We start from the raw sequence: 18,935 nt of genomic DNA, 5'->3' as shown, positions 1-18,935 counted from the left end.
CCTTCCGAAGTTCCCTTGCGTACGTGGTCAGCCTAAGCCTTGATGAGGCACCGGCCACAGCCCACGACAGAGGGGCGGTTCCCCTCGGAACCGCCCCTCTTCCCCACCTGCGTGGGACCTATGCCTTACGGCCCAGCATCTCCTCGACACGGGACTGGACGGACTCGTCGTCCAGACCGCGGATCGTCACCGTCGTACGGCGGCGCAGCACGTCGTCGACCGTCTCGGCCCACTCGTTGTCACGGGCGTAGGCGACCTGCGCCCAGATCTCCGGACCGTCCGGGTGGATCCGCTCGGCCAGCGCCGGGTCCTCGTTCGCGAGGCGCGCGATGTCGAAGGCCAGCGAGCCGTAGTGGGACGCCAGGTGGCGGGCCGTCAGCGGGTCCATCCGCGTGCCCGGCTCCCGGTCCACCAGCAGGCGGTGCGCGACCGCGTTGGGGTTGGCGACACCGGGCAGCGCGATCCGACGCACGAGCGACTTCACCGGCTCCATGTCCTCGGTCAGCGGGCTGCCCGGGAGCTTCGCCAGCTTGTCCATGACCACACGACCGATGTGACGGTACGTCGTCCACTTGCCGCCGGCCACCGACAGCATGCCGCCGGCGCCCTCGGAGACGACCGTCTCGCGCTTGGCCTTCTCGACGCCGCCGGGGCCGCCGGGCAGCACCCGCAGGCCCGCGAAGGCGTACGTCATCAGCGAGCGGTCCAGGTCCGCGTCCTTCACCGAGAAGGCCGCCTCGTCCAGGATCTGGGCGATGTCGGACTCGGTGGCGCGCACGTCCGCCGGGTCGCCCTCGTACACCTCGTCGGTGGTGCCGAGCAGCAGCTGGTCCTCCCACGGGAGGGCGAAGGTGATGCGGTACTTGTCGATCGGGGTGGCCATGGCGGCCTTCCACGGCGACTTGCGCTTCATGACGATGTGCGCGCCCTTGGAGAGGCGGATCGACGGCATCGAGTGCTTGTCTTCCATGCGCCGCAGGTGGTCCACCCACGGGCCGGTGGCGTTGAGCACGACGCGCGCGTCGACCCCGAACTCGGTGCCGTCGAGACGGTCCTTGAGCTCGGCGCCGGTGACCCGGCCGCGCGTCTTGCGCAGGCCGGTGACCTCGGCGTGGTTGAGGACGACCGCGCCCGACTCGACGGCCGCGCGGACCGTCATGACGGCGACGCGGGAGTCGTTCATCTGGTGGTCGTAGTAGACCGCGACGGCCTTGAGGTTGTCCGTCTTCAGACCCGGGTTGTCGGCGACGGCACGGGCCGGGGATATGACCTTGCCCATGCCGTCGCCGAAGGCCGAGAGGGCGGAGTAGGCGAAGACGCCCGCGCCCAGCTTGGCCGCACCCACCGGACCGCCCTTGTAGACCGGCAGGTAGAAGGTGAGCGGGTTGACCAGGTGCGGGGCCACGTCCTTGGCCAGCACCCGACGCTCGTGGTGGTTCTCCGCGACCAGCTTGACCGCGCCGGTCTGCAGGTAGCGCAGACCGCCGTGGACGAGCTTGGAGGAGGCCGAGGAGGTGGCGCCGGCGAAGTCGCCGGCGTCCACCATGGCAACCCGCAGGCCCGACTGCGCGGCGTGCCACGCCACGGAGGTACCCAGGATTCCACCACCGATGACCAGCAGGTCGTACGTGGCCTTCGACAGCTGCTCACGGGTCTGGGCGCGGCTGACGTTGGCACCGGCGGTCGGGTGCGTGCCCAGTGCGGGAACGCTCTGCAGGCTGCTCATATCTCTCTTAGCTCCTCGTCGATTGACTCAGCTGAGTGCGGTCAGCTGGCGTCTTCGTCGTCGACCCAGCCCATGGAACGCTCCACGGCCTTGAGCCAGCTCTTGTACTCGCGGTCCCGCTGCTCGGCGGGCATCCGCGGGGTCCACTCCGCCGCGCGGCGCCAGTTGGCGCGCAGGGCGTCGGTGTCGGGCCAGAAACCGACGGCCAGGCCGGCGGCGTAGGCGGCACCGAGGCAGGTGGTCTCGGCGACCATCGGGCGCACCACGGGGGCGTCCAGGAAGTCCGAGAGCGTCTGCATCAGGAGGTTGTTGGAGGTCATGCCGCCGTCGACCTTGAGGGCGGCGAGCTCGACGCCCGAGTCCTTGGTCATGGCGTCGGTGATCTCGCGGGTCTGCCAGGCGGTGGCCTCCAGGACGGCACGGGCGATGTGCGCCTTGGTGACGTACCGGGTGAGGCCGGCGACCACGCCACGGGCGTCGGAGCGCCAGTACGGGGCGAACAGGCCGGAGAAGGCCGGCACGAAGTAGACGCCGCCGTTGTCCTCGACCGAGGAGGCCAGGGTCTCGATCTCGGCCGCGGACTTGATCAGGCCCATCTGGTCGCGCATCCACTGGACGAGCGAGCCGGTGACGGCGATGGAGCCCTCCAGCGCGTAGACCGGCTTCTGGTCGCCGATCTGGTAGCCGACCGTGGTCAGCAGGCCGCTGTAGGAGTTGATGATCTTGTCGCCGGTGTTCATCAGCATGAACGTTCCGGTGCCGTACGTGGACTTGGCCTCGCCCTCGGCGAAACAGGTCTGGCCGAAGAGGGCGGCCTGCTGGTCACCGAGCGCCGAGGCGACCGGGACACCGGCGAGGACGCCCTCCTTGACGTGGCCGTAGACCTCGGCGGAGGACCTGATCTCCGGAAGGACGTTGAGCGGGACGCCCATGGACTCGGCGATCTTGTCGTCCCAGGCCAGGGTGTGCAGGTTCATCAGCATGGTGCGCGAGGCGTTGGTGACGTCGGTGACGTGCACGCCGCCCTGCGGGCCACCCGTGAGGTTCCAGATGATCCACGAGTCCATGGTGCCGAAGAGGATGTCCCCGGCCTCGGCGCGCTCGCGCAGGCCCTCGACGTTGTCGAGCAGCCAGCGGACCTTCGGGCCGGCGAAGTAGCTCGCCAGCGGCAGGCCGGTCTCGCGGCGGAAGCGGTCCTGGCCGACGTTGCGGCCGAGCTCCTTGCACAGGGCGTCGGTGCGGGTGTCCTGCCAGACCAGCGCGTTGTGCACCGGCTCGCCGGTGTGGCGGTCCCACAGGACCGTGGTCTCGCGCTGGTTGGTGATGCCGACGGCCTTGACGTCCGCGGCGGTGATCTCCGCCTTGGCGATCGCGCTCGCCACGACCTCCTGGACGTTGGTCCAGATCTCGGTGGCGTCGTGCTCGACCTGGCCCGGCTTCGGGAAGATCTGCTCGTGCTCCTTCTGGTCGACGGCGACGATGCGGCCGTCGCGGTCGAAGACGATGCAACGGGAGGAGGTGGTCCCCTGGTCGATCGCGGCGATGAAGGGGCCGGTGCTGGTGGTCATAGTGGCTGCTCCTGGCAGGTCGGGTGAGTAGGCGGAATCAGGAGGGCGGTGCGGATCTTACGATCTTGCCGGTACTGCTGATCAGGCGAACGCGATGTTGTACAGACCGCCGGCGAGCGCGGCACCGACGAGCGGGCCGACCACCGGGATCCAGGAGTAACCCCAGTCGGAGCCGCCCTTGTTGGGCAGCGGCAGCAGGGCGTGCACGATACGCGGACCGAGGTCGCGCACCGGGTTGATGGCGTAGCCGGTCGGGCCACCGAGCGAGAGGCCGATGCCGACGACCACGAACGAGGTGATCAGGACACCGATGACACCGAGGCCCTTGCCGCCGTCCTGGAGGCCCTGGGTCAGGATCGCCAGGACCAGGACGGCGGTACCGATGATCTCGGTCGCCAGGTTCTGCACGACGTTACGGATCTCGGGGCCCGTGGAGAAGATGCCGAGCACCGGGCCGGCCACATCGTGCGGGTGCGGGTCCTCGGGACCGAGCTTGGCGTCGCGGATGTGCTCCGGGTCGGCCAGGTGGACGCGGAACTGCCCGTAGTAGGTCACCCACATCAGCACGGCGCCGAGCATCGCGCCCAGCAGCTGGCCGGCGAAGTAGACCGGGGTGTCGCCCCACTCGCCGGTCTTGACGGCGAGGCCGACGGTGACCGCCGGGTTGAGGTGCGCACCGGAGAGCGGCGCGGAGACGTAGGCGGCGATCAGTACGGCGAAACCCCAGCCGAACGTGATGGCGAGCCAGCCCGCGTTGCGGGCCTTGGAGCTCTTGAGCGTCACTGCGGCGCAGACGCCACCGCCGAGCAGTGTGAGCAGGGCGGTACCGATGGTCTCGCCGATGAAGATGTCGGAGCTGGACACCCGCGACTCCTTTGTACGTCCAGGGGTGGGCGGACACCGGGTCCCTCCGGTGGTTCCGCGCACTCGGTGAGTGCTGCACCGGTCCGTGGCTTGTCGCATCCTAGCGCGTATTGCCGGTAGGTGTTCGACAATGCCGACCGATGAACGGCAGTTTTCCGCCCAAGTGAAGAACGCGTCAAGGGTCGGCCAGGCCAAAGTGTCGGATCGTTACCGCTCGGTGCGATCAGCCAAATCCAGCCATCCTGTGGCCGAGATACGGCGAAAAATGGGCAGAAAGAGGCCAAGGTGTGGCCTGAGGCTGCTAAAGGAAGGTCAGAACCGGCCCGCGCCGAGGTCGCGTGAAACCGCGCGCGCACAGTCCCGCACCGCCGCCACCAGGGCCGGACGGGGCTCCCCGGCCTCGCCGCAGACCCGTTCCACGGCGCCGGCGACAGCCACCGCGCCCACCGGCATCCGGCGGCGGTCGTGGATCGGCGCCGCCACCGAGGCGATGCCCTCCCAGGTCTCCTCGACGTCGCTGGCCCAGCCGCGCGCCCTGGTCAGGCCCAGGATCGCCTCGAAGTCGGTGCCGTCCGTGACCGTGCGGGGGGTGAAGGCCTCGCGCTCCACCTCGTGCGCCTGGGTGTGCGCGACCGGGTCGTAGGCGGAGAGCACCTTGCCCAGTGCGGTCGAGTGCAGCGGCTGCATGGCCCCGACCTCCAGCACCTGACGGCTGTCGTCGGGTCGGAACACGTGGTGCATGATCAGCACCCCGCTCTGGTGCAGCACGCCCACGTACACGCTCTCGCCGCTCGCCCGGGCCAGGTCGTCCGTCCACACCAGGGCGCGGGCGCGCAGCTCGTGCACGTCGAGATAGCTGTTGCCCAGGCGCAGCAGCTCCGCGCCCAGCTGGTACCGGCCGGAGGCCGGGTCCTGCTCCACGAAGCCCTCGGCCTGGAGGGTGCGCAGGATGCCGTGGGCGGTGCCCTTGGCCAGGCCCAGCGAGGACGCCACGTCCGAGAGTCCCAGCCGGCGTTCGCCGCCCGCCAGGAGTCGCAGCATCGCAGCGGCTCGTTCGAGCGACTGGATGTTCCGTGCCATCGCGCAGCCTCCTGCAGACCTTCGGTATTACTGACCATCTTGACGCGGTTCGACAATGCTGAACAGTATCGGTCGATGCCGACCTTGCGCACCGTCGGACAGCTGTTCGCCGTACCACTGACGGGGGCACCCGCCGGAAAGTCCCCGCCACAGAATGCAGTCCGCCACGTGGGACACCCACACCGGGGCGGGCACCTCGCGGTTACCCTGGCCGCGTGCACCCTTGACACAGAGGGGGTGCAAAGCCGACAGCCGTCGCATCCCAGGGAGCACAACCATGGCTTCGTTGCCCACCTTGCCCGCTGACACCCAGACCCGGGCCGATGCCCTCCGGGAGGCGCTCGCGACCCGCGTGGTCGTCGCCGACGGAGCCATGGGAACGATGCTCCAGGCGCAGGACCCCACCATGGAGGACTTCCAGCAGCTCGAAGGCTGCAACGAGGTCCTCAACATCACCCGCCCCGACATCGTGCGCTCCGTCCACGAGGCGTACTTCTCGGTGGGCGTGGACTGCGTCGAGACCAACACCTTCGGCACGAACTACGCGGCCCTCGCCGAGTACGACATCGCCGAACGCAACTTCGAGCTGTCCGAGGCCGGCGCGCGCATCGCCCGCCAGGTCGCCGACGAGTTCACCGCCTCCACCGGACAGCAGCGCTGGGTCCTCGGCTCCATGGGCCCCGGCACCAAGCTCCCCACCCTCGGCCACATCACCTACGCGCAGATCCGCGACGCCTACCAGGTCAACGCCGAGGGCCTGCTCTCCGGCGGCGCCGACGCGCTGCTCGTGGAGACCACGCAGGACCTCCTGCAGACGAAGTCCTCGATCATCGGTGCCCGGCGGGCCATGGAGGCGCTCGGCGTGAGCGTCCCGCTGATCTGCTCGGTCACCGTCGAGACCACCGGCACGATGCTGCTGGGTTCGGAGATCGGCGCGGCGCTGACGGCGCTGGAGCCGCTGGGCATCGACATGATCGGCCTGAACTGCGCCACCGGGCCGGCGGAGATGAGTGAGCACCTGCGCTATCTCGCGCGCAACGCCCGTATCCCGCTCTCCTGCATGCCCAATGCGGGTCTGCCGGTCCTGACCAAGCAGGGCGCGCACTACCCGCTGACCGCCCCGGAGCTGGCCGACGCGCAGGAGACGTTCGTCCGTGAGTACGGGCTCTCCCTGGTCGGCGGCTGCTGCGGCACGACCCCCGAGCACCTGCGGCAGGTGGTGGAGCGGGTCCGCGGCACGGCGGTCACCGAGCGCCACCCCCGGCCCGAGCCCGGCGCGGCTTCGCTCTACCAGACCGTGCCGTTCCGTCAGGACACCTCGTACATGGCGATCGGCGAGCGCACCAACGCCAACGGCTCCAAGAAGTTCCGTGAGGCCATGCTGGAGGCCCGCTGGGACGACTGCGTGGAGATGGCGCGCGACCAGATCCGCGAGGGCGCGCACATGCTCGACCTGTGCGTGGACTACGTGGGCCGCGACGGCGTCGCCGACATGGAGGAGCTCGCCGGCCGCTTCGCCACCGCCTCCACCCTGCCGATCGTCCTGGACTCCACCGAGGTTCCCGTCATCCGGGCGGGCCTGGAGAAGCTGGGCGGCCGCGCGGTCATCAACTCCGTGAACTACGAGGACGGCGACGGCCCCGAGTCCCGCTTCGCCAAGGTCACCCGACTGGCCCAGGAGCACGGCGCCGCGCTCATCGCGCTGACCATCGACGAGGAGGGCCAGGCCCGCACCGTCGAGCACAAGGTCGCCATCGCCGAACGGCTCATCGCCGACCTGACGGGCAACTGGGGGATCCGCGAGTCGGACATCCTCATCGACACGCTGACCTTCACGATCTGCACCGGTCAGGAGGAGTCCCGGGGGGACGGCATCGCCACGATCGAGGCGATCCGCGAGCTCAAGCGACTCCACCCGGACGTCCAGACCACCCTCGGCCTGTCGAACATCTCCTTCGGTCTGAATCCGGCGGCCCGTGTCCTGCTGAACTCGGTCTTCCTCGACGAGTGCGTCAAGGCCGGCCTGGACTCCGCCATCGTCCACGCCTCCAAGATCCTGCCGATCGCCCGGTTCGACGAGGAGCAGGTCACCACCGCCCTCGACCTGATCTACGACCGGCGCGAAGGCGACTACGACCCGCTGCAGAAGCTGATGGCCCTCTTCGAGGGCGTCAACACCAAGTCCCTCAAGGCCGGCCGCGCCGAGGAACTCCTCGCCCTGCCGCTGGACGAGCGACTGCAGCGCCGCATCATCGACGGCGAGAAGAACGGCCTGGAGACCGACCTCGACGAGGCGCTGCAGACCCGCCCCGCCCTCGACGTCGTCAACGACACCCTCCTGGAGGGCATGAAGGTCGTCGGCGAGCTCTTCGGCTCCGGCCAGATGCAGCTCCCCTTCGTCCTCCAGTCCGCCGAGGTCATGAAGACGGCCGTCGCCTACCTCGAACCGCACATGGAGAAGACCGACGACGAGGGCAAGGGCACGATCGTGCTCGCCACCGTCCGCGGCGACGTCCACGACATCGGCAAGAACCTCGTCGACATCATCCTCACCAACAACGGCTACAACGTCGTCAACATCGGCATCAAGCAGCCCGTCTCCGCGATCCTCGAAGCCGCCCAGGAGCACAAGGCCGACGTGATCGGCATGTCCGGCCTCCTCGTGAAGTCGACCGTGATCATGAAGGAGAACCTGGAGGAGCTGAACCAGCGCAAGCTGGCCGCCGACTACCCGGTGATCCTCGGCGGCGCCGCCCTCACCCGCGCCTACGTCGAGCAGGACCTCCACGAGATCTACGAGGGCGAGGTCCGCTACGCCCGCGACGCCTTCGAAGGCCTACGCCTCATGGACGCCCTCATCGCCGTCAAGCGCGGCGTCCCCGGCGCCACCCTGCCCGAGCTCAAGCAGCGCCGCGTCGCCAAGCGCGACACCCCCGCCCTCCAGGTGGAGGAGCCGGAGGAGTCCGGCGGCCGCTCCGACGTCTCCGTCGACAACCCGATCCCCACCCCGCCCTTCTGGGGCACCCGGGTGGTCAAGGGCATCCCGCTCAAGGACTACGCCTCCTGGCTCGACGAGGGCGCCCTCTTCAAGGGCCAGTGGGGCCTCAAGCAGGCCCGCGCGGGCGGGGCGACGTACGAGGAGCTCGTCGAGAGCGAGGGCCGTCCGCGACTGCGCGGCCTCCTGGACAAGCTGCACACCGAGAACCTGCTCGAGGCCGCCGTCGTCTACGGGTACTTCCCCTGCGTCTCCAAGGGCGAGGACCTGATCCTCCTCGACGAGGCCGGCAACGAGCGGACCCGCTTCACCTTCCCGCGCCAGCGCCGCGGCCGGCGCCTGTGCCTCGCGGACTTCTTCCGTCCCGAGGAGTCCGGCGAGATCGACGTCGTCGGCCTCCAGGTGGTCACCGTCGGCTCGAAGATCGGCGAGGCCACGGCCAAGCTGTTCGAGTCGGACTCCTACCGCGAGTACCTGGAGCTGCACGGCCTCTCGGTCCAGCTCGCCGAGGCCATGGCCGAGTACTGGCACGCGCGCGTCCGCTCCGAGCTCGGATTCGGCGGCGAGGACCCCGCGAAGGTCGAGGACATGTTCGACCTCAAGTACCGCGGCGCCCGCTTCTCGCTGGGCTACGGCGCCTGCCCCGACCTGGAGGACCGCGCGAAGATCGCCGACCTCCTGGAGCCGGAGCGGATCGGGGTCCACCTGTCGGAGGAGTTCCAGCTCCACCCGGAGCAGTCCACCGACGCGATCGTGATTCACCACCCCGAAGCGAAGTATTTCAACGCACGCTGAGCTCCAGCGACGTACACTTGTCGGTCCCATACAGGCCGGTCGCCTGTTCCCCGGGGTGGTATGCCCCGCGGAAGAGGTGACCGGCCTTCTCGTCCCTTCTGAGAGGCATGCGCATGACGAGCACCGTTCCCGCCCCCGTCGCCCGTACGGCCGACGGTTCTGCCCTGCAGGCGGTGCTGCTCGACATGGACGGCACCTTGGTGGACACCGAAGGCTTCTGGTGGGAGATCGAGGCCGAGATCTTCCAGGAGCTGGGCCACCGCCTGGACGAGGCCTGGCGGGACGTGGTCGTCGGCGGCCCGATGAGCCGCAGCGGGACCTTCCTGATCGAGGCGACCGGCGCCGCCATCGGCCTCGCCGAGCTGAGCGTCCTGCTCAACGAGCGCTTCGAGGCCCGCATCGCCGAGCGGGTGCCGTTGATGCCCGGCGCCGAGCGGCTGCTGAGCGAGCTCGCCCGGCACAACGTGCCCACCGCCCTGGTCTCCGCCTCCCACCGCCGGGTCATCGACCAGGTGCTCCTCACCCTCGGCCGCGACCGCTTCACGATGACGGTCGCCGGCGACGAGGTGGCGCGTACCAAGCCGCACCCCGACCCGTACCTGTTCGCCGCGCGCTCGCTGGGCGCGCACCCCTCGCGGTGCGCGGTCATCGAGGACACCCGCACCGGGGTGGCGGCCGCCGAGGCCGCCGGCTGCCGGGTCGTGGCCATCCCCTCGGTCGGTGTGATCGAACCAGCCCCCGGGCGTACGGTCGTCCGCTCGCTGGAGGACGTCGACCTCGCGTTCCTGCGCTCGCTCATCGCTCCGATGAACTGAGAGTGACGACCGGGCCCTCCGTCGGGCCCGCACTCCACCCAAGCGGACACATCGGCATGCACTGACCCACATCGGTATGCATTGCCACGCATCGAAACCCCCCGAGCACGCTCCGTGCCGAACGGAACGCGGTCCGACCGCGCCCTGACGGAAGGATCTTCCGTGTCGGGTGTCGGAGGCTGAAATTCCATCCTCTCGGGGGCCGTTGCGGAGGGTGACCTTGGTCACCCTCCGCACCCTCTACGGGCCCACTCCGAGGTCCCCGCGGCTTCCAATGTGTCCGCATTGATCAGCCCCTGACCGAATCTGCGCGACCCTGCGCGTGAACAGGCAGTTCGCTCCGATCACGGTGCGATTACGCCCCAAGTCCGGTCAGTTCCAGCCATCCCGTCCCGGACCACTAGTGTCGACGCGGGCACTACGCCGCACCTCAGCCGTCCCCGACACACACCCCTGTGCCGGGACCGCGTGGACCGATCGTCACACCACCGGCCCGATCGTTCCGCCCTGAACGGGCGACCGCCGCGAAGTGCCCTCTACGCCGCTTTGAACAAGTGCCGGTTACAGGGAGTACTTCCAGCATGAACCGCAAGACCATGGTGCTGACGGCCGCGGCCGGACTGCTCACCCCCGCGCTGGCCGCCTGCGGCAGCGCGAGCGGCGGAGGAGCAGGATCCGGAGCGATCGTCGTCGGAACCACCGATCGGTTCGAGGCCGCAGACTTCGCTCCCGCCCCCTTCGACCCGGCCTACGCCTACGACGCCGGCGCCTGGAACGTCCTGCGCCAGACCGTCCAGACGCTGATGCACACCCCGCGCGGCGGCGGCCAGCCCGTCCCCGAAGCGGCCTCCGCCTGCCGCTTCACCGACTCCGGCAACGAGAGCTACCGCTGCACCCTGCGCCCCGGTCTGAAGTTCGCCGACGGTGAGCCCCTCACCGCCAAGGACGTCAAGTTCTCCATCGACCGCGTCCTCGCCATCAAGGACGAGAACGGCCCCTCCTCGCTCCTCTCCACCCTCGACAACGTCGAGGTCAAGGGCGCCGACACCGTCGTCTTCCACCTGAAGACCCCGGACGCGACCTTCCCCTTCAAGCTCTCCACCCCCGCCGCCGGCATCGTCAGCGAGAAGAACTACGACGCCAAGAAGCTCCGCGAGGGCTTCGCCGTGGACGGCTCCGGCCCCTACACGATGAAGGCCGAGGTCAAGAGCGGCCGACTGGTCCGCGCCGTCTTCACCAAGAACCCCCACTACAAGGGCGACCTCAAGCTGCAGAACGACAAGGTCGAGCTGCGCACCTTCACCGACTCCCCGGCCATGGGCAAGGCACTCACCGACGGGAAGATCCACATGGTCTCCCGCACCCTGTCGCCGGCCCAGATCACCGAGTTCAGCGCCCAGCCCCCCAAGGGCGTCAAGCTGGTCCCGATGCCCGGCCTGGAGATCCGCTACCTCGGCTTCAACACCGAGGCACCGGTCGTCAAGGACAAGGCCGTACGCCAGGCACTCGCCGCCGCCGTCGACCGCGGCCAGCTCATCTCCAAGGTCTACGGCAAGTCCGCGCAGCCGCTCTACTCGCTGGTCCCCACCACCGTCACGGGCCACGTCAACTCCTTCTACAACAAGTACGGCGACGCCAACACACCCAAGGCCGCCGCCCTGCTGAAGGACGCCGGGATCAAGACCCCGGTCAAGCTGACCCTGCACTACACCAGCGACCACTACGGCGACGGCACGGCCGCCGAGTTCGACGCCCTCAAGGCCCAGCTGAACTCCACCGGCCTCTTCGACATCACCGTCCAGGGCAGCGAATGGGCGGAATTCCGCCCCGCCCAGAAGAAGGGCGACCACGCCGCCTACGGGCTCGGCTGGTTCCCCGACTACCCGGACGCCGACAACTTCCTCGCCCCGTTCCTGGAGCAGGACAACTTCCTGGGCACGCCGTACGCCAACAGCGCGGTGCGCACCAGGCTCATCCCCGAATCCCGGCGGGCGGGCGATCGCACGATCGCCGTCCCCGCGATCACGGAGATACAGGACATCGTCGCCGAGGACGTGCCCGTCCTGCCCCTGTGGCAGGGCAAGCAGTACGTCGCCGCACGCGACGGGATCACCGGAGTGGAGTGGTCGGTCAACGCCATCTCCGACCTCCAGCTGTGGGAGCTCGGCCGTGGCGTAAGCGGCTGAGCAAGGCATCGACCGGCAGCGGAAGTCGCGAGCCGGACCAACGAAACAGTTCGACTGTGAAGGACGTTCGCGTGAATCGACGTAACCAGTGGCTGGCGGCCCCGCTCGGCGCGGCCACCGCCGCCGCGCTGCTCAGCGGTTGCGGCTCGACCGATGGCTCCAATGCCGGTAGCGGCAAGGGCGTGGTCATGGGCATATCCGACAAGGTGAAGTCCGTCGACCCGGCATCGGGCTACGACCCCGGCTCCTGGCTGCTCTTCAACAACGTCTTCCAGTCGCTGCTGAGCTTCCCCAAGGGCGGCACCACCCCCGAGCCCGACGCCGCCCAGACCTGCGGCTTCGAGGGCGGCGACAGCAAGCTCTACAAGTGCACCCTGCGCGACGGCCTGAAGTTCAGCAACGGCCACAGCCTCACCTCGAAGGACGTCAAGTTCTCCTTCGAGCGCACCCTGAAGATCAACGACGCGAACGGCCCGGCCGTCATGCTCGCCTCCATCGCGAGCATCGACGCCCCCGACGACAAGACCGTCGTCTTCAAGCTCAAGACCTCCGACGCCACCTTCCCCAGCAAGATCGCCTCGGGCGCCGGCTCCATCGTCGACCACGCCGAGTACCCGGTCGACAAGCTGCGCACCGACAACAAGGCCATCGGCTCCGGCGTCTACAAGCTCGACTCCTTCGGCGAGAAGAGCGCCAGCTTCTCCGTCAACGAGTCCTACAGCGGCAAGGCCAAGGCCAAGAACACCGGCGTCACGCTGAAGTTCTTCAACGGCGACCAGGCCGGCCTCAAGACGACCCTCGAAAGCGGCGACGTCGACTTCGCCTTCCGCGGCCTCGCCGCCAAGGACATCGCCGCCCTCGCCTCCAGCAAGACCGGCGACAACAAGGTCGACGTCGTCCAGGGCACCGGCGCCGAGGTCGAGCACATGGTGTTCAACGTCAACGACCCCGTCGTCGGCAAGCTCCCCGTGCGCAAGGCCATGGCCTACCTCATCGACCGCGAAGCCCTCGTCCGCGACGTGTACGCGGGCACCGCCACCGCGCTCTACTCCATCGTGCCCACCGGCATCGCCGGCCACACGACCCCGTTCTTCGACCGCTACGGCGGCACCCCGCAGCCCGAGAAGGCCAAGGCCGTCCTCAAGGCCGCGAACATCACCGGCAAGGTCAAGGTCACCCTGTACTCGACCCCCTCCCGCTACGGCCCCTCCACGGACCAGCAGTTCGAGGTCATCGCCAAGCAGCTCAACGACAGCGGCCTCTTCGACGCCGACGTCAAGTCCGTCGAGTACGAGCAGTACGAGAAGGACATCCAGGCCGGCAAGTACGGCGTGTACGTGAAGGGCTGGGTGCCCGACTACCCGGACGCCGACAACTTCACGCAGCCGTTCTTCGGCCCGGACAACGTGCTGAACAACAACTACGACAACAAGGAGATCACCGGGACGATCATCCCGTCGACCTCCGCGAAGTCCGACCGCACCGCGGCCAACACCGACTACAACCGCCTCCAGGACATCGTCGCCGAGGAGCTCCCGCTCATCCCGCTCTGGCAGGGCAAGCAGTACGCCGTCACCCGCCAGAACGTCAGCGGCCTGCAGTGGTCCCTCGACGCCTCGACCGTCTTCCGCTTCTGGGAGATCAGCAAGGGCTGACGCCACCGGAGCCGGACCCGCCCACGGGCGGGCCCGGCACCACGCGAAGGGGCCGTACGCGCACACGCGCGTACGGCCCCTTCACGCATCCGAGCCCCGGCCCGACGGACCTACTGGGCCCCGGGACGCACCAGACCGCTCTCGTACGCGTACACCGCCGCCTGGACCCGGTCCCGCAACCCCAGCTTCGTCAGCACATGCCCCACATGCGTCTTGACCGTCGTCTCGCTCACGAACAGATCCGCCGCGATCTCCGCGTTCGACAACCCCCGGGACACCAGCTTCAGCACCTCGACCTCACGCTCGGTCAGCGTCCCCAAGCTGTTCGGCAGGCTCTCCTCACCCGACGGCAGATGCCCCGCGTACTTGTCCAGCAGCCGCCGCGTGATGCTCGGCGCGAGCATCGCCTCACCCGCCGCGACCACCCGGATCGCCTGCACCAACTCCACCGCCGGCGCGTCCTTCAACAAGAACCCGCTCGCCCCCGCCCGCAGCGCCTCCACCACGTACTCGTCCAGATCGAACGTGGTCAGCACCAGCACCTTCGCCGGCCCGTCCCGCTCCGGACCCGTGATCTGCCGGGTCGCCTCCACCCCGTCCATCCGCGGCATCCGGATGTCCATCAGCACCACATCGGGCTGCAGCGCCCGCACCTGGTCCAACGCCTGCAGACCGTCCCCGGCCTCACCGACCACCGCCAGGTCCTCCTCCGCCTCCAGGATCATCCGGAAGCCGGTGCGCAGCAGCGGCTGGTCGTCGACCAGAAGGACGCGGATCGCCACGGGGTCTACCTCGTATTCGTCGGACGGCTACGGCGGGCCCGACCATTCTGCCCTGACCCCGGGATCAGGACTCCGTCGGGCGCTCCACCCCCGGCACCACCGGGTTCACCTCAGGACGCGGAGAGATCACCAACGGGTACGGCGGGGGAGTACCACCGAACTCCGGACACACCGCCTGATGATCACACCAGCCGCACAGCTTCGTCGGCCGCGGCCGCCACTCACCCGACTCCGTCGCCTCCCGGATCGCCTCCCACAACGCCAGCAGCTTGCGCTCCACCCGCTCCAGATCCGCCACCACCGGGTCGTACGTCAACACATCCCCACTGCCCAGATACACCAGCTGCAACCGCCGCGGCACCACCCGCTTCAGCCGCCACACCACCAGCGCGTAGAACTTCATCTGGAACAGCGCACCCTCGGCATACTCCGGCCGCGGCGCCTTCCCCGTCTTGTAGTCGACGATCCGCACCTCACCCGTCGGCGCCACGTCCACCCGGTCGATGATCCCGCGCAGCCGCAGCCCCGACTCCAGCTCCGTCTCCACGAAGAACTCCCGCTCCACCGGCTCCAGCCGCGTCGGGTCCTCCAACGTGAACCACCGCTCCACCAGCGCCTCGGCCTCCGTCAGCCACCGCGCCAGCCCCGCCCCCTCGTCACCCTCCGGGAACAACCCCATCAGCTCCGGCTTCGACTCCAGCAACCGGTCCCACTGCCCCGGCAGCAACGCCTTCGCCGCCGGCGCCGTCCGCTCCTGCGCCGGATGATCGAAAAGCCGCTCCAGCACCGCATGCACCAACGTCCCGCGGGTAGCAGCCGCACTGGGCTTCTCCGGCAACCTGTCGATCACCCGGAACCGGTACAGCAGCGGGCACTGCATGAAATCGCTCGCCCGCGAAGGGGAAAGCGAAGAGGGCGCCACAGCGCTCCGCACTTCGGCATCGGCTGCGCCAGGCACAGCACCGGGGCTCGTCGTCATGCACAAAACCCTACGACCCACCACCGACAGGACGCGCATACCATCGACGCCGAGCCCCCTCGCACTGCATGATCGGAGCATCACAACCCGCTACACCACCACCCCGTACACGAACAGAACACACTGGAAACACCAGCACCGAACGAAGGACAGCCGTGGCAGACACCGACGAAACCGGCGAGCGCTCAGGCGGCCGCTCCGGACCGGGCGGCGGACTCCTCATGGGCCGCCCCTTCGGCGTACCCGTCTACGTCTCGCCCAGCTGGTTCCTCGTCGCCGCCCTCATCACCTGGGTCTTCGGCGACCAGCTCGACCGCGTCCTGCCCGACCTCGGACCCGTCCGCTACCTCGTCTCCCTCTTCTTCGCGGTCGCCTTCTACGCCTCCGTCCTGGTCCACGAACTCGCGCACACCGTCGCGGCCCTCCGCTTCAAACTCCCCGTGCGCCGCATCCAGCTCCAGTTCTTCGGCGGAGTCTCCGAGATCGAGAAGGAATCCGAGACACCCGGCCGCGAATTCGTCCTCGCCTTCGTCGGCCCCCTGCTCTCCCTCGTCCTCACCGGAGCCTTCTACCTCGGCATGAAAGCCGTCGACCCGGCCACCGTCCCCGGCGTCCTCCTCGCCGGCCTGATGATCTCCAACCTGCTCGTCGCCGCCTTCAACCTGCTCCCCGGCCTCCCCCTCGACGGCGGCCGCATGCTCCGCGCCGTCATCTGGGGCATCACCGGCAAACCCATGACCGGCACCATCGCCGCCGCCTGGGTCGGCCGCGGCCTCGCCCTCGCCGTCCTCCTCGGCCTCCCCCTCCTCACCCACACCGGCGTCCTCGGCAACCGCACCTCGGAAATCGGCGGCATGAACACCGTCATGGACGCCCTCCTCGCCGCCATCCTCGCCGGCATCATCTGGACCGGCGCCGGCAACAGCCTGCGCATGGCCCGCCTGCGCGAACACCTCCCCGAACTACGCGCCCGCACCCTCACCCGACGCGCCATCCCCGTCGAGAACGCCACCCCCCTCTCCGAAGCACTACGCCGCGCCAACGAAGCCGGCGCCCGCGCCCTCGTCGTCGTCGACGGCCAAGGCGACCCCACCGCCATCGTCCGCGAAACCGCCATCGCCTCCGTCCCCGAACACCGCCGCCCCTGGGTCGCCGTCAGCACCCTCGCCCAGGACCTCACCGACGGCATGAAGGTTTCAGCGGACCTCACCGGCGAAGAACTCCTCGACCACCTCCGCGCCACCCCCGCCACCGAATACCTCGTCCTCGAACCCACCGGCACCATCTACGGCGTCCTGTCCACCCTCGACGTCGAAAAAGCCTTCGTGAAGGCCATGGCACGGCCCCAGTCCTGAAGCCAATACACTGGTCACATGTCCGAACCGACCGGTGCCGCCCGCCGACGCGGGCCCTTCGAGGTCGGGGACCAGGTACAGCTCACCGACCCCAAGGGCCGCCACTACACGTTCACGCTCGAAGCAGGGAAGAATTTCCACACCCACAAGGGTTCCTTCCCGCACGACGAGCTGATCGGCTCTCCCGAAGGCAGCGTTGTCCGCACCACGGGCAACGTCGCATACCTCGCGCTGCGCCCCCTGCTCCCCGACTATGTCCTGTCCATGCCCCGCGGCGCCGCCGTGGTCTACCCCAAGGACGCGGGCCAGATCCTGGCCTTCGCCGACATCTTCCCCGGCGCCCGCGTCGTGGAAGCGGGAGTGGGCTCCGGCTCCCTGAGCAGCTTCCTGCTGCGCGCCATCGGCGACCAGGGCATGCTCCACAGCTACGAGCGCCGCGCGGACTTCGCCGAGATCGCCACCGCCAACGTCGAACGCTACTTCGGCGGCCCCCACCCCGCGTGGAAGCTGACCGTGGGCGACCTCCAGGACAACCTGGACGAGACCGACGTCGACCGCGTCATCCTCGACATGCTCGCCCCCTGGGAGTGCCTCGAGGCGGTCAAGAAGGCCCTGGTACCCGGCGGCATCCTCTGCTGCTACGTCGCCACCACCACCCAGCTCTCCAAGACCGTCGAGTCCATCCGCGAGATCGGCTGCTTCGCCGAGCCGCAGCCCTGGGAATCGATGATCCGCAACTGGCACGTGGAAGGCCTCGCCGTCCGCCCGGACCACCGCATGATCGGCCACACCGGCTTCCTCGTCACCGCCCGCCGCCTCGCGGACGGCGTCGAGCCCCCCATGCGCCGCCGCCGCCCCGCCAAGGGCGCCTACGGCGAGGACTACGACGGCCCCGGCAGCGACCGCTCCGCATAACGGCCCCGCAGACCCAACACGAAGGCGCTGTGGCGCAGTTCCCCCGACCCACCCGGGAACTGCGCCACAGCGCCTTTTCGTTGTCCCGTGCACCAGCCCCGGACCCAGCCGTTCCTCCGCCCTGTGAGGTGTGGCACGATGCTGGCTCCCCGTCACCCTTCGCACAGGAGACACCCCGCGTGCCGCACAGCCACGCCGAGACGGCCCCGCTCCCGCACACCCTGGAGCACAGCCGCACCAGGCCCGTCCACTGGCTCGCCACGGCCACCGCCATGGCAGCCGTCATAGCCGGCGCAGGACTCGTACAGCCCGCCACCGGCACCCCGGCCACCCACACCACCGGAGCAGCCGCCCAGCCCCCCGCGAAGGGCCCCCTGGCCACCGCACCCGACCCGGCAGCGGTCACCTACCCCCTCGACTGCAAGGGCGCCCCGCAGACCGTCACCACCAGCGCCCAGGGCGACCTCGACGGAGACGGCCGCCCCGAGACCGTGGCCGCCGTCCGCTGCGACGCCGGCTCCGGCACCCCGCCCCACGCGATCTACGTACTCGTCCAGGACCCCGCCGAAGGCACCCCGCCCCGCGTCGTCGCCACCCTGCTCGAAGCAGCCCGACGACAGACCGCCACCGAGCTCACCGTGCGCGACGGACTCGTCACCGCGACCCTCGTCGGCTACTCCTCACCCGACGTACCCCGCTACAGCCCCGACACGAAACAGCTCGCCAAGTGGCGCTGGCGCGACGGAAAATTCCGCCAGGAGCTGACGGACTCGGCCGCCAGGAGTGTTTGAAACGTCACTCCGCGTCGGGACCGAAGACTTCCACCCTGTCCGAGACGCGCCTCACATGAATGCAGTCCCCCGGACATTCCTTGGCCGAGTCGACCACGTCCTGGAGCAGCGTCAGCGGAACCGGAGTGGTCGCCCCCGCGTCCTGCAGCAGCTCGTCCTCCGGACTCTTCACATACGCCAGACCATCGATGTCCAGCTCGAACACCTCAGGCGCGTACTGCACGCAGATGCCGTCCCCGGTGCACAGGTCCTGATCGATCCAGACCTCGAGCGGCTCGCCGGCCTCACCGGCACCGCCCGTCGGAGCCTCCTGCTGCACGGTCATATCTCCTGCCGTTCCCTGCGCTGAGTGATCCATCCCGGTCGAAACCCGCAGCAAGTCGCGCGGGCCCTGACGGGTGTTGAACGCTTCGACCTTACAACCGGCTG

At 69.2% G+C, this 18,935-nt stretch carries 14 protein-coding genes; 7 read left to right on the top strand and 7 right to left on the bottom strand.

From position 1 onward, the window contains the following. Positions 1-118: 118 nt before the first annotated feature. The 4 genes from OG624_RS10080 to OG624_RS10065 form a co-directional block, all read right to left on the bottom strand. Complete coding sequence (locus OG624_RS10080; protein WP_371639330.1) at positions 119-1,726, bottom strand: glycerol-3-phosphate dehydrogenase/oxidase; 1,608 nt, start codon at positions 1,724-1,726, stop codon at positions 119-121. 41 nt (positions 1,727-1,767) lie between these two features. Beyond that, the gene (gene glpK, locus OG624_RS10075; RefSeq protein ID WP_033223917.1) at positions 1,768-3,294 is read right to left on the bottom strand and encodes a glycerol kinase GlpK; all 1,527 of its coding nucleotides are present in this window, start codon (positions 3,292-3,294) and stop codon (positions 1,768-1,770) included. Positions 3,295-3,375: 81 nt separating this feature from the next. Further along, positions 3,376-4,158 carry an MIP/aquaporin family protein gene (locus OG624_RS10070; RefSeq protein ID WP_365281139.1) on the bottom strand — a complete coding sequence of 261 codons (783 nt, stop codon included), beginning with the start codon at positions 4,156-4,158 and terminating at the stop codon, positions 3,376-3,378. Between the two features lie 312 nt (positions 4,159-4,470). Then, complete coding sequence (locus OG624_RS10065) at positions 4,471-5,238, bottom strand: IclR family transcriptional regulator (protein ID WP_033223919.1); 768 nt, start codon at positions 5,236-5,238, stop codon at positions 4,471-4,473. 277 nt (positions 5,239-5,515) lie between these two features. Between OG624_RS10065 and metH the strand changes: the two genes are divergently transcribed. The 4 genes from metH to OG624_RS10045 all read left to right on the top strand — a co-directional run bounded on the left by metH (position 5,516) and on the right by OG624_RS10045 (position 13,684). Continuing rightward, the gene (gene metH, locus OG624_RS10060; protein ID WP_371639329.1) at positions 5,516-9,028 is read left to right on the top strand and encodes a methionine synthase; all 3,513 of its coding nucleotides are present in this window, start codon (positions 5,516-5,518) and stop codon (positions 9,026-9,028) included. Positions 9,029-9,141: 113 nt separating this feature from the next. Continuing rightward, positions 9,142-9,843, top strand: a complete 702-nt coding sequence (locus OG624_RS10055) for an HAD family hydrolase (protein ID WP_033226530.1) — start codon at positions 9,142-9,144, stop codon at positions 9,841-9,843. A gap of 581 nt (positions 9,844-10,424) precedes the next feature. Next, on the top strand, positions 10,425-12,029 hold the full coding sequence (locus OG624_RS10050; protein ID WP_033226529.1) for an ABC transporter substrate-binding protein: 1,605 nt from the start codon (positions 10,425-10,427) through the stop codon (positions 12,027-12,029). A 71-nt stretch (positions 12,030-12,100) separates the two neighbouring features. Beyond that, entirely contained in the window at positions 12,101-13,684 is a 1,584-nt protein-coding gene (locus tag OG624_RS10045; RefSeq protein WP_033226539.1) for an ABC transporter substrate-binding protein, read from the top strand. A gap of 110 nt (positions 13,685-13,794) precedes the next feature. Here OG624_RS10045 and OG624_RS10040 read toward each other — a convergent pair whose 3' ends face one another. Both OG624_RS10040 and OG624_RS10035 read right to left on the bottom strand, forming a co-directional pair. Next, complete coding sequence (locus tag OG624_RS10040) at positions 13,795-14,466, bottom strand: response regulator (RefSeq protein ID WP_033226527.1); 672 nt, start codon at positions 14,464-14,466, stop codon at positions 13,795-13,797. A gap of 64 nt (positions 14,467-14,530) precedes the next feature. After that, the gene (locus tag OG624_RS10035) at positions 14,531-15,445 is read right to left on the bottom strand and encodes a RecB family exonuclease (RefSeq protein WP_202505273.1); all 915 of its coding nucleotides are present in this window, start codon (positions 15,443-15,445) and stop codon (positions 14,531-14,533) included. Positions 15,446-15,513: 68 nt separating this feature from the next. Here OG624_RS10035 and OG624_RS10030 point away from each other — a divergent pair, with 68 nt between their 5' ends. From OG624_RS10030 to OG624_RS10020, 3 genes are all read left to right on the top strand, one after another. Continuing rightward, the gene (locus OG624_RS10030; RefSeq protein WP_371587502.1) at positions 15,514-16,800 is read left to right on the top strand and encodes a site-2 protease family protein; all 1,287 of its coding nucleotides are present in this window, start codon (positions 15,514-15,516) and stop codon (positions 16,798-16,800) included. A gap of 18 nt (positions 16,801-16,818) precedes the next feature. Continuing rightward, positions 16,819-17,715, top strand: a complete 897-nt coding sequence (locus tag OG624_RS10025; protein ID WP_033226525.1) for a tRNA (adenine-N1)-methyltransferase — start codon at positions 16,819-16,821, stop codon at positions 17,713-17,715. A 179-nt stretch (positions 17,716-17,894) separates the two neighbouring features. Then, complete coding sequence (locus OG624_RS10020; protein WP_033226524.1) at positions 17,895-18,506, top strand: hypothetical protein; 612 nt, start codon at positions 17,895-17,897, stop codon at positions 18,504-18,506. 4 nt (positions 18,507-18,510) lie between these two features. Here the strand turns inward: OG624_RS10020 and OG624_RS10015 are convergent, their stop codons facing one another. After that, positions 18,511-18,831 carry a ferredoxin gene (locus OG624_RS10015; RefSeq protein WP_030723362.1) on the bottom strand — a complete coding sequence of 107 codons (321 nt, stop codon included), beginning with the start codon at positions 18,829-18,831 and terminating at the stop codon, positions 18,511-18,513. Between the last annotated feature and the right edge of the window lie 104 nt (positions 18,832-18,935).

This window comes from Streptomyces virginiae (assembly GCF_041432505.1).
Lineage (GTDB): Bacteria > Actinomycetota > Actinomycetes > Streptomycetales > Streptomycetaceae > Streptomyces > Streptomyces virginiae_A.
Note: the sequence above shows the minus strand (reverse complement) of the source record. Positions and strands in the feature narration are given on the sequence as shown.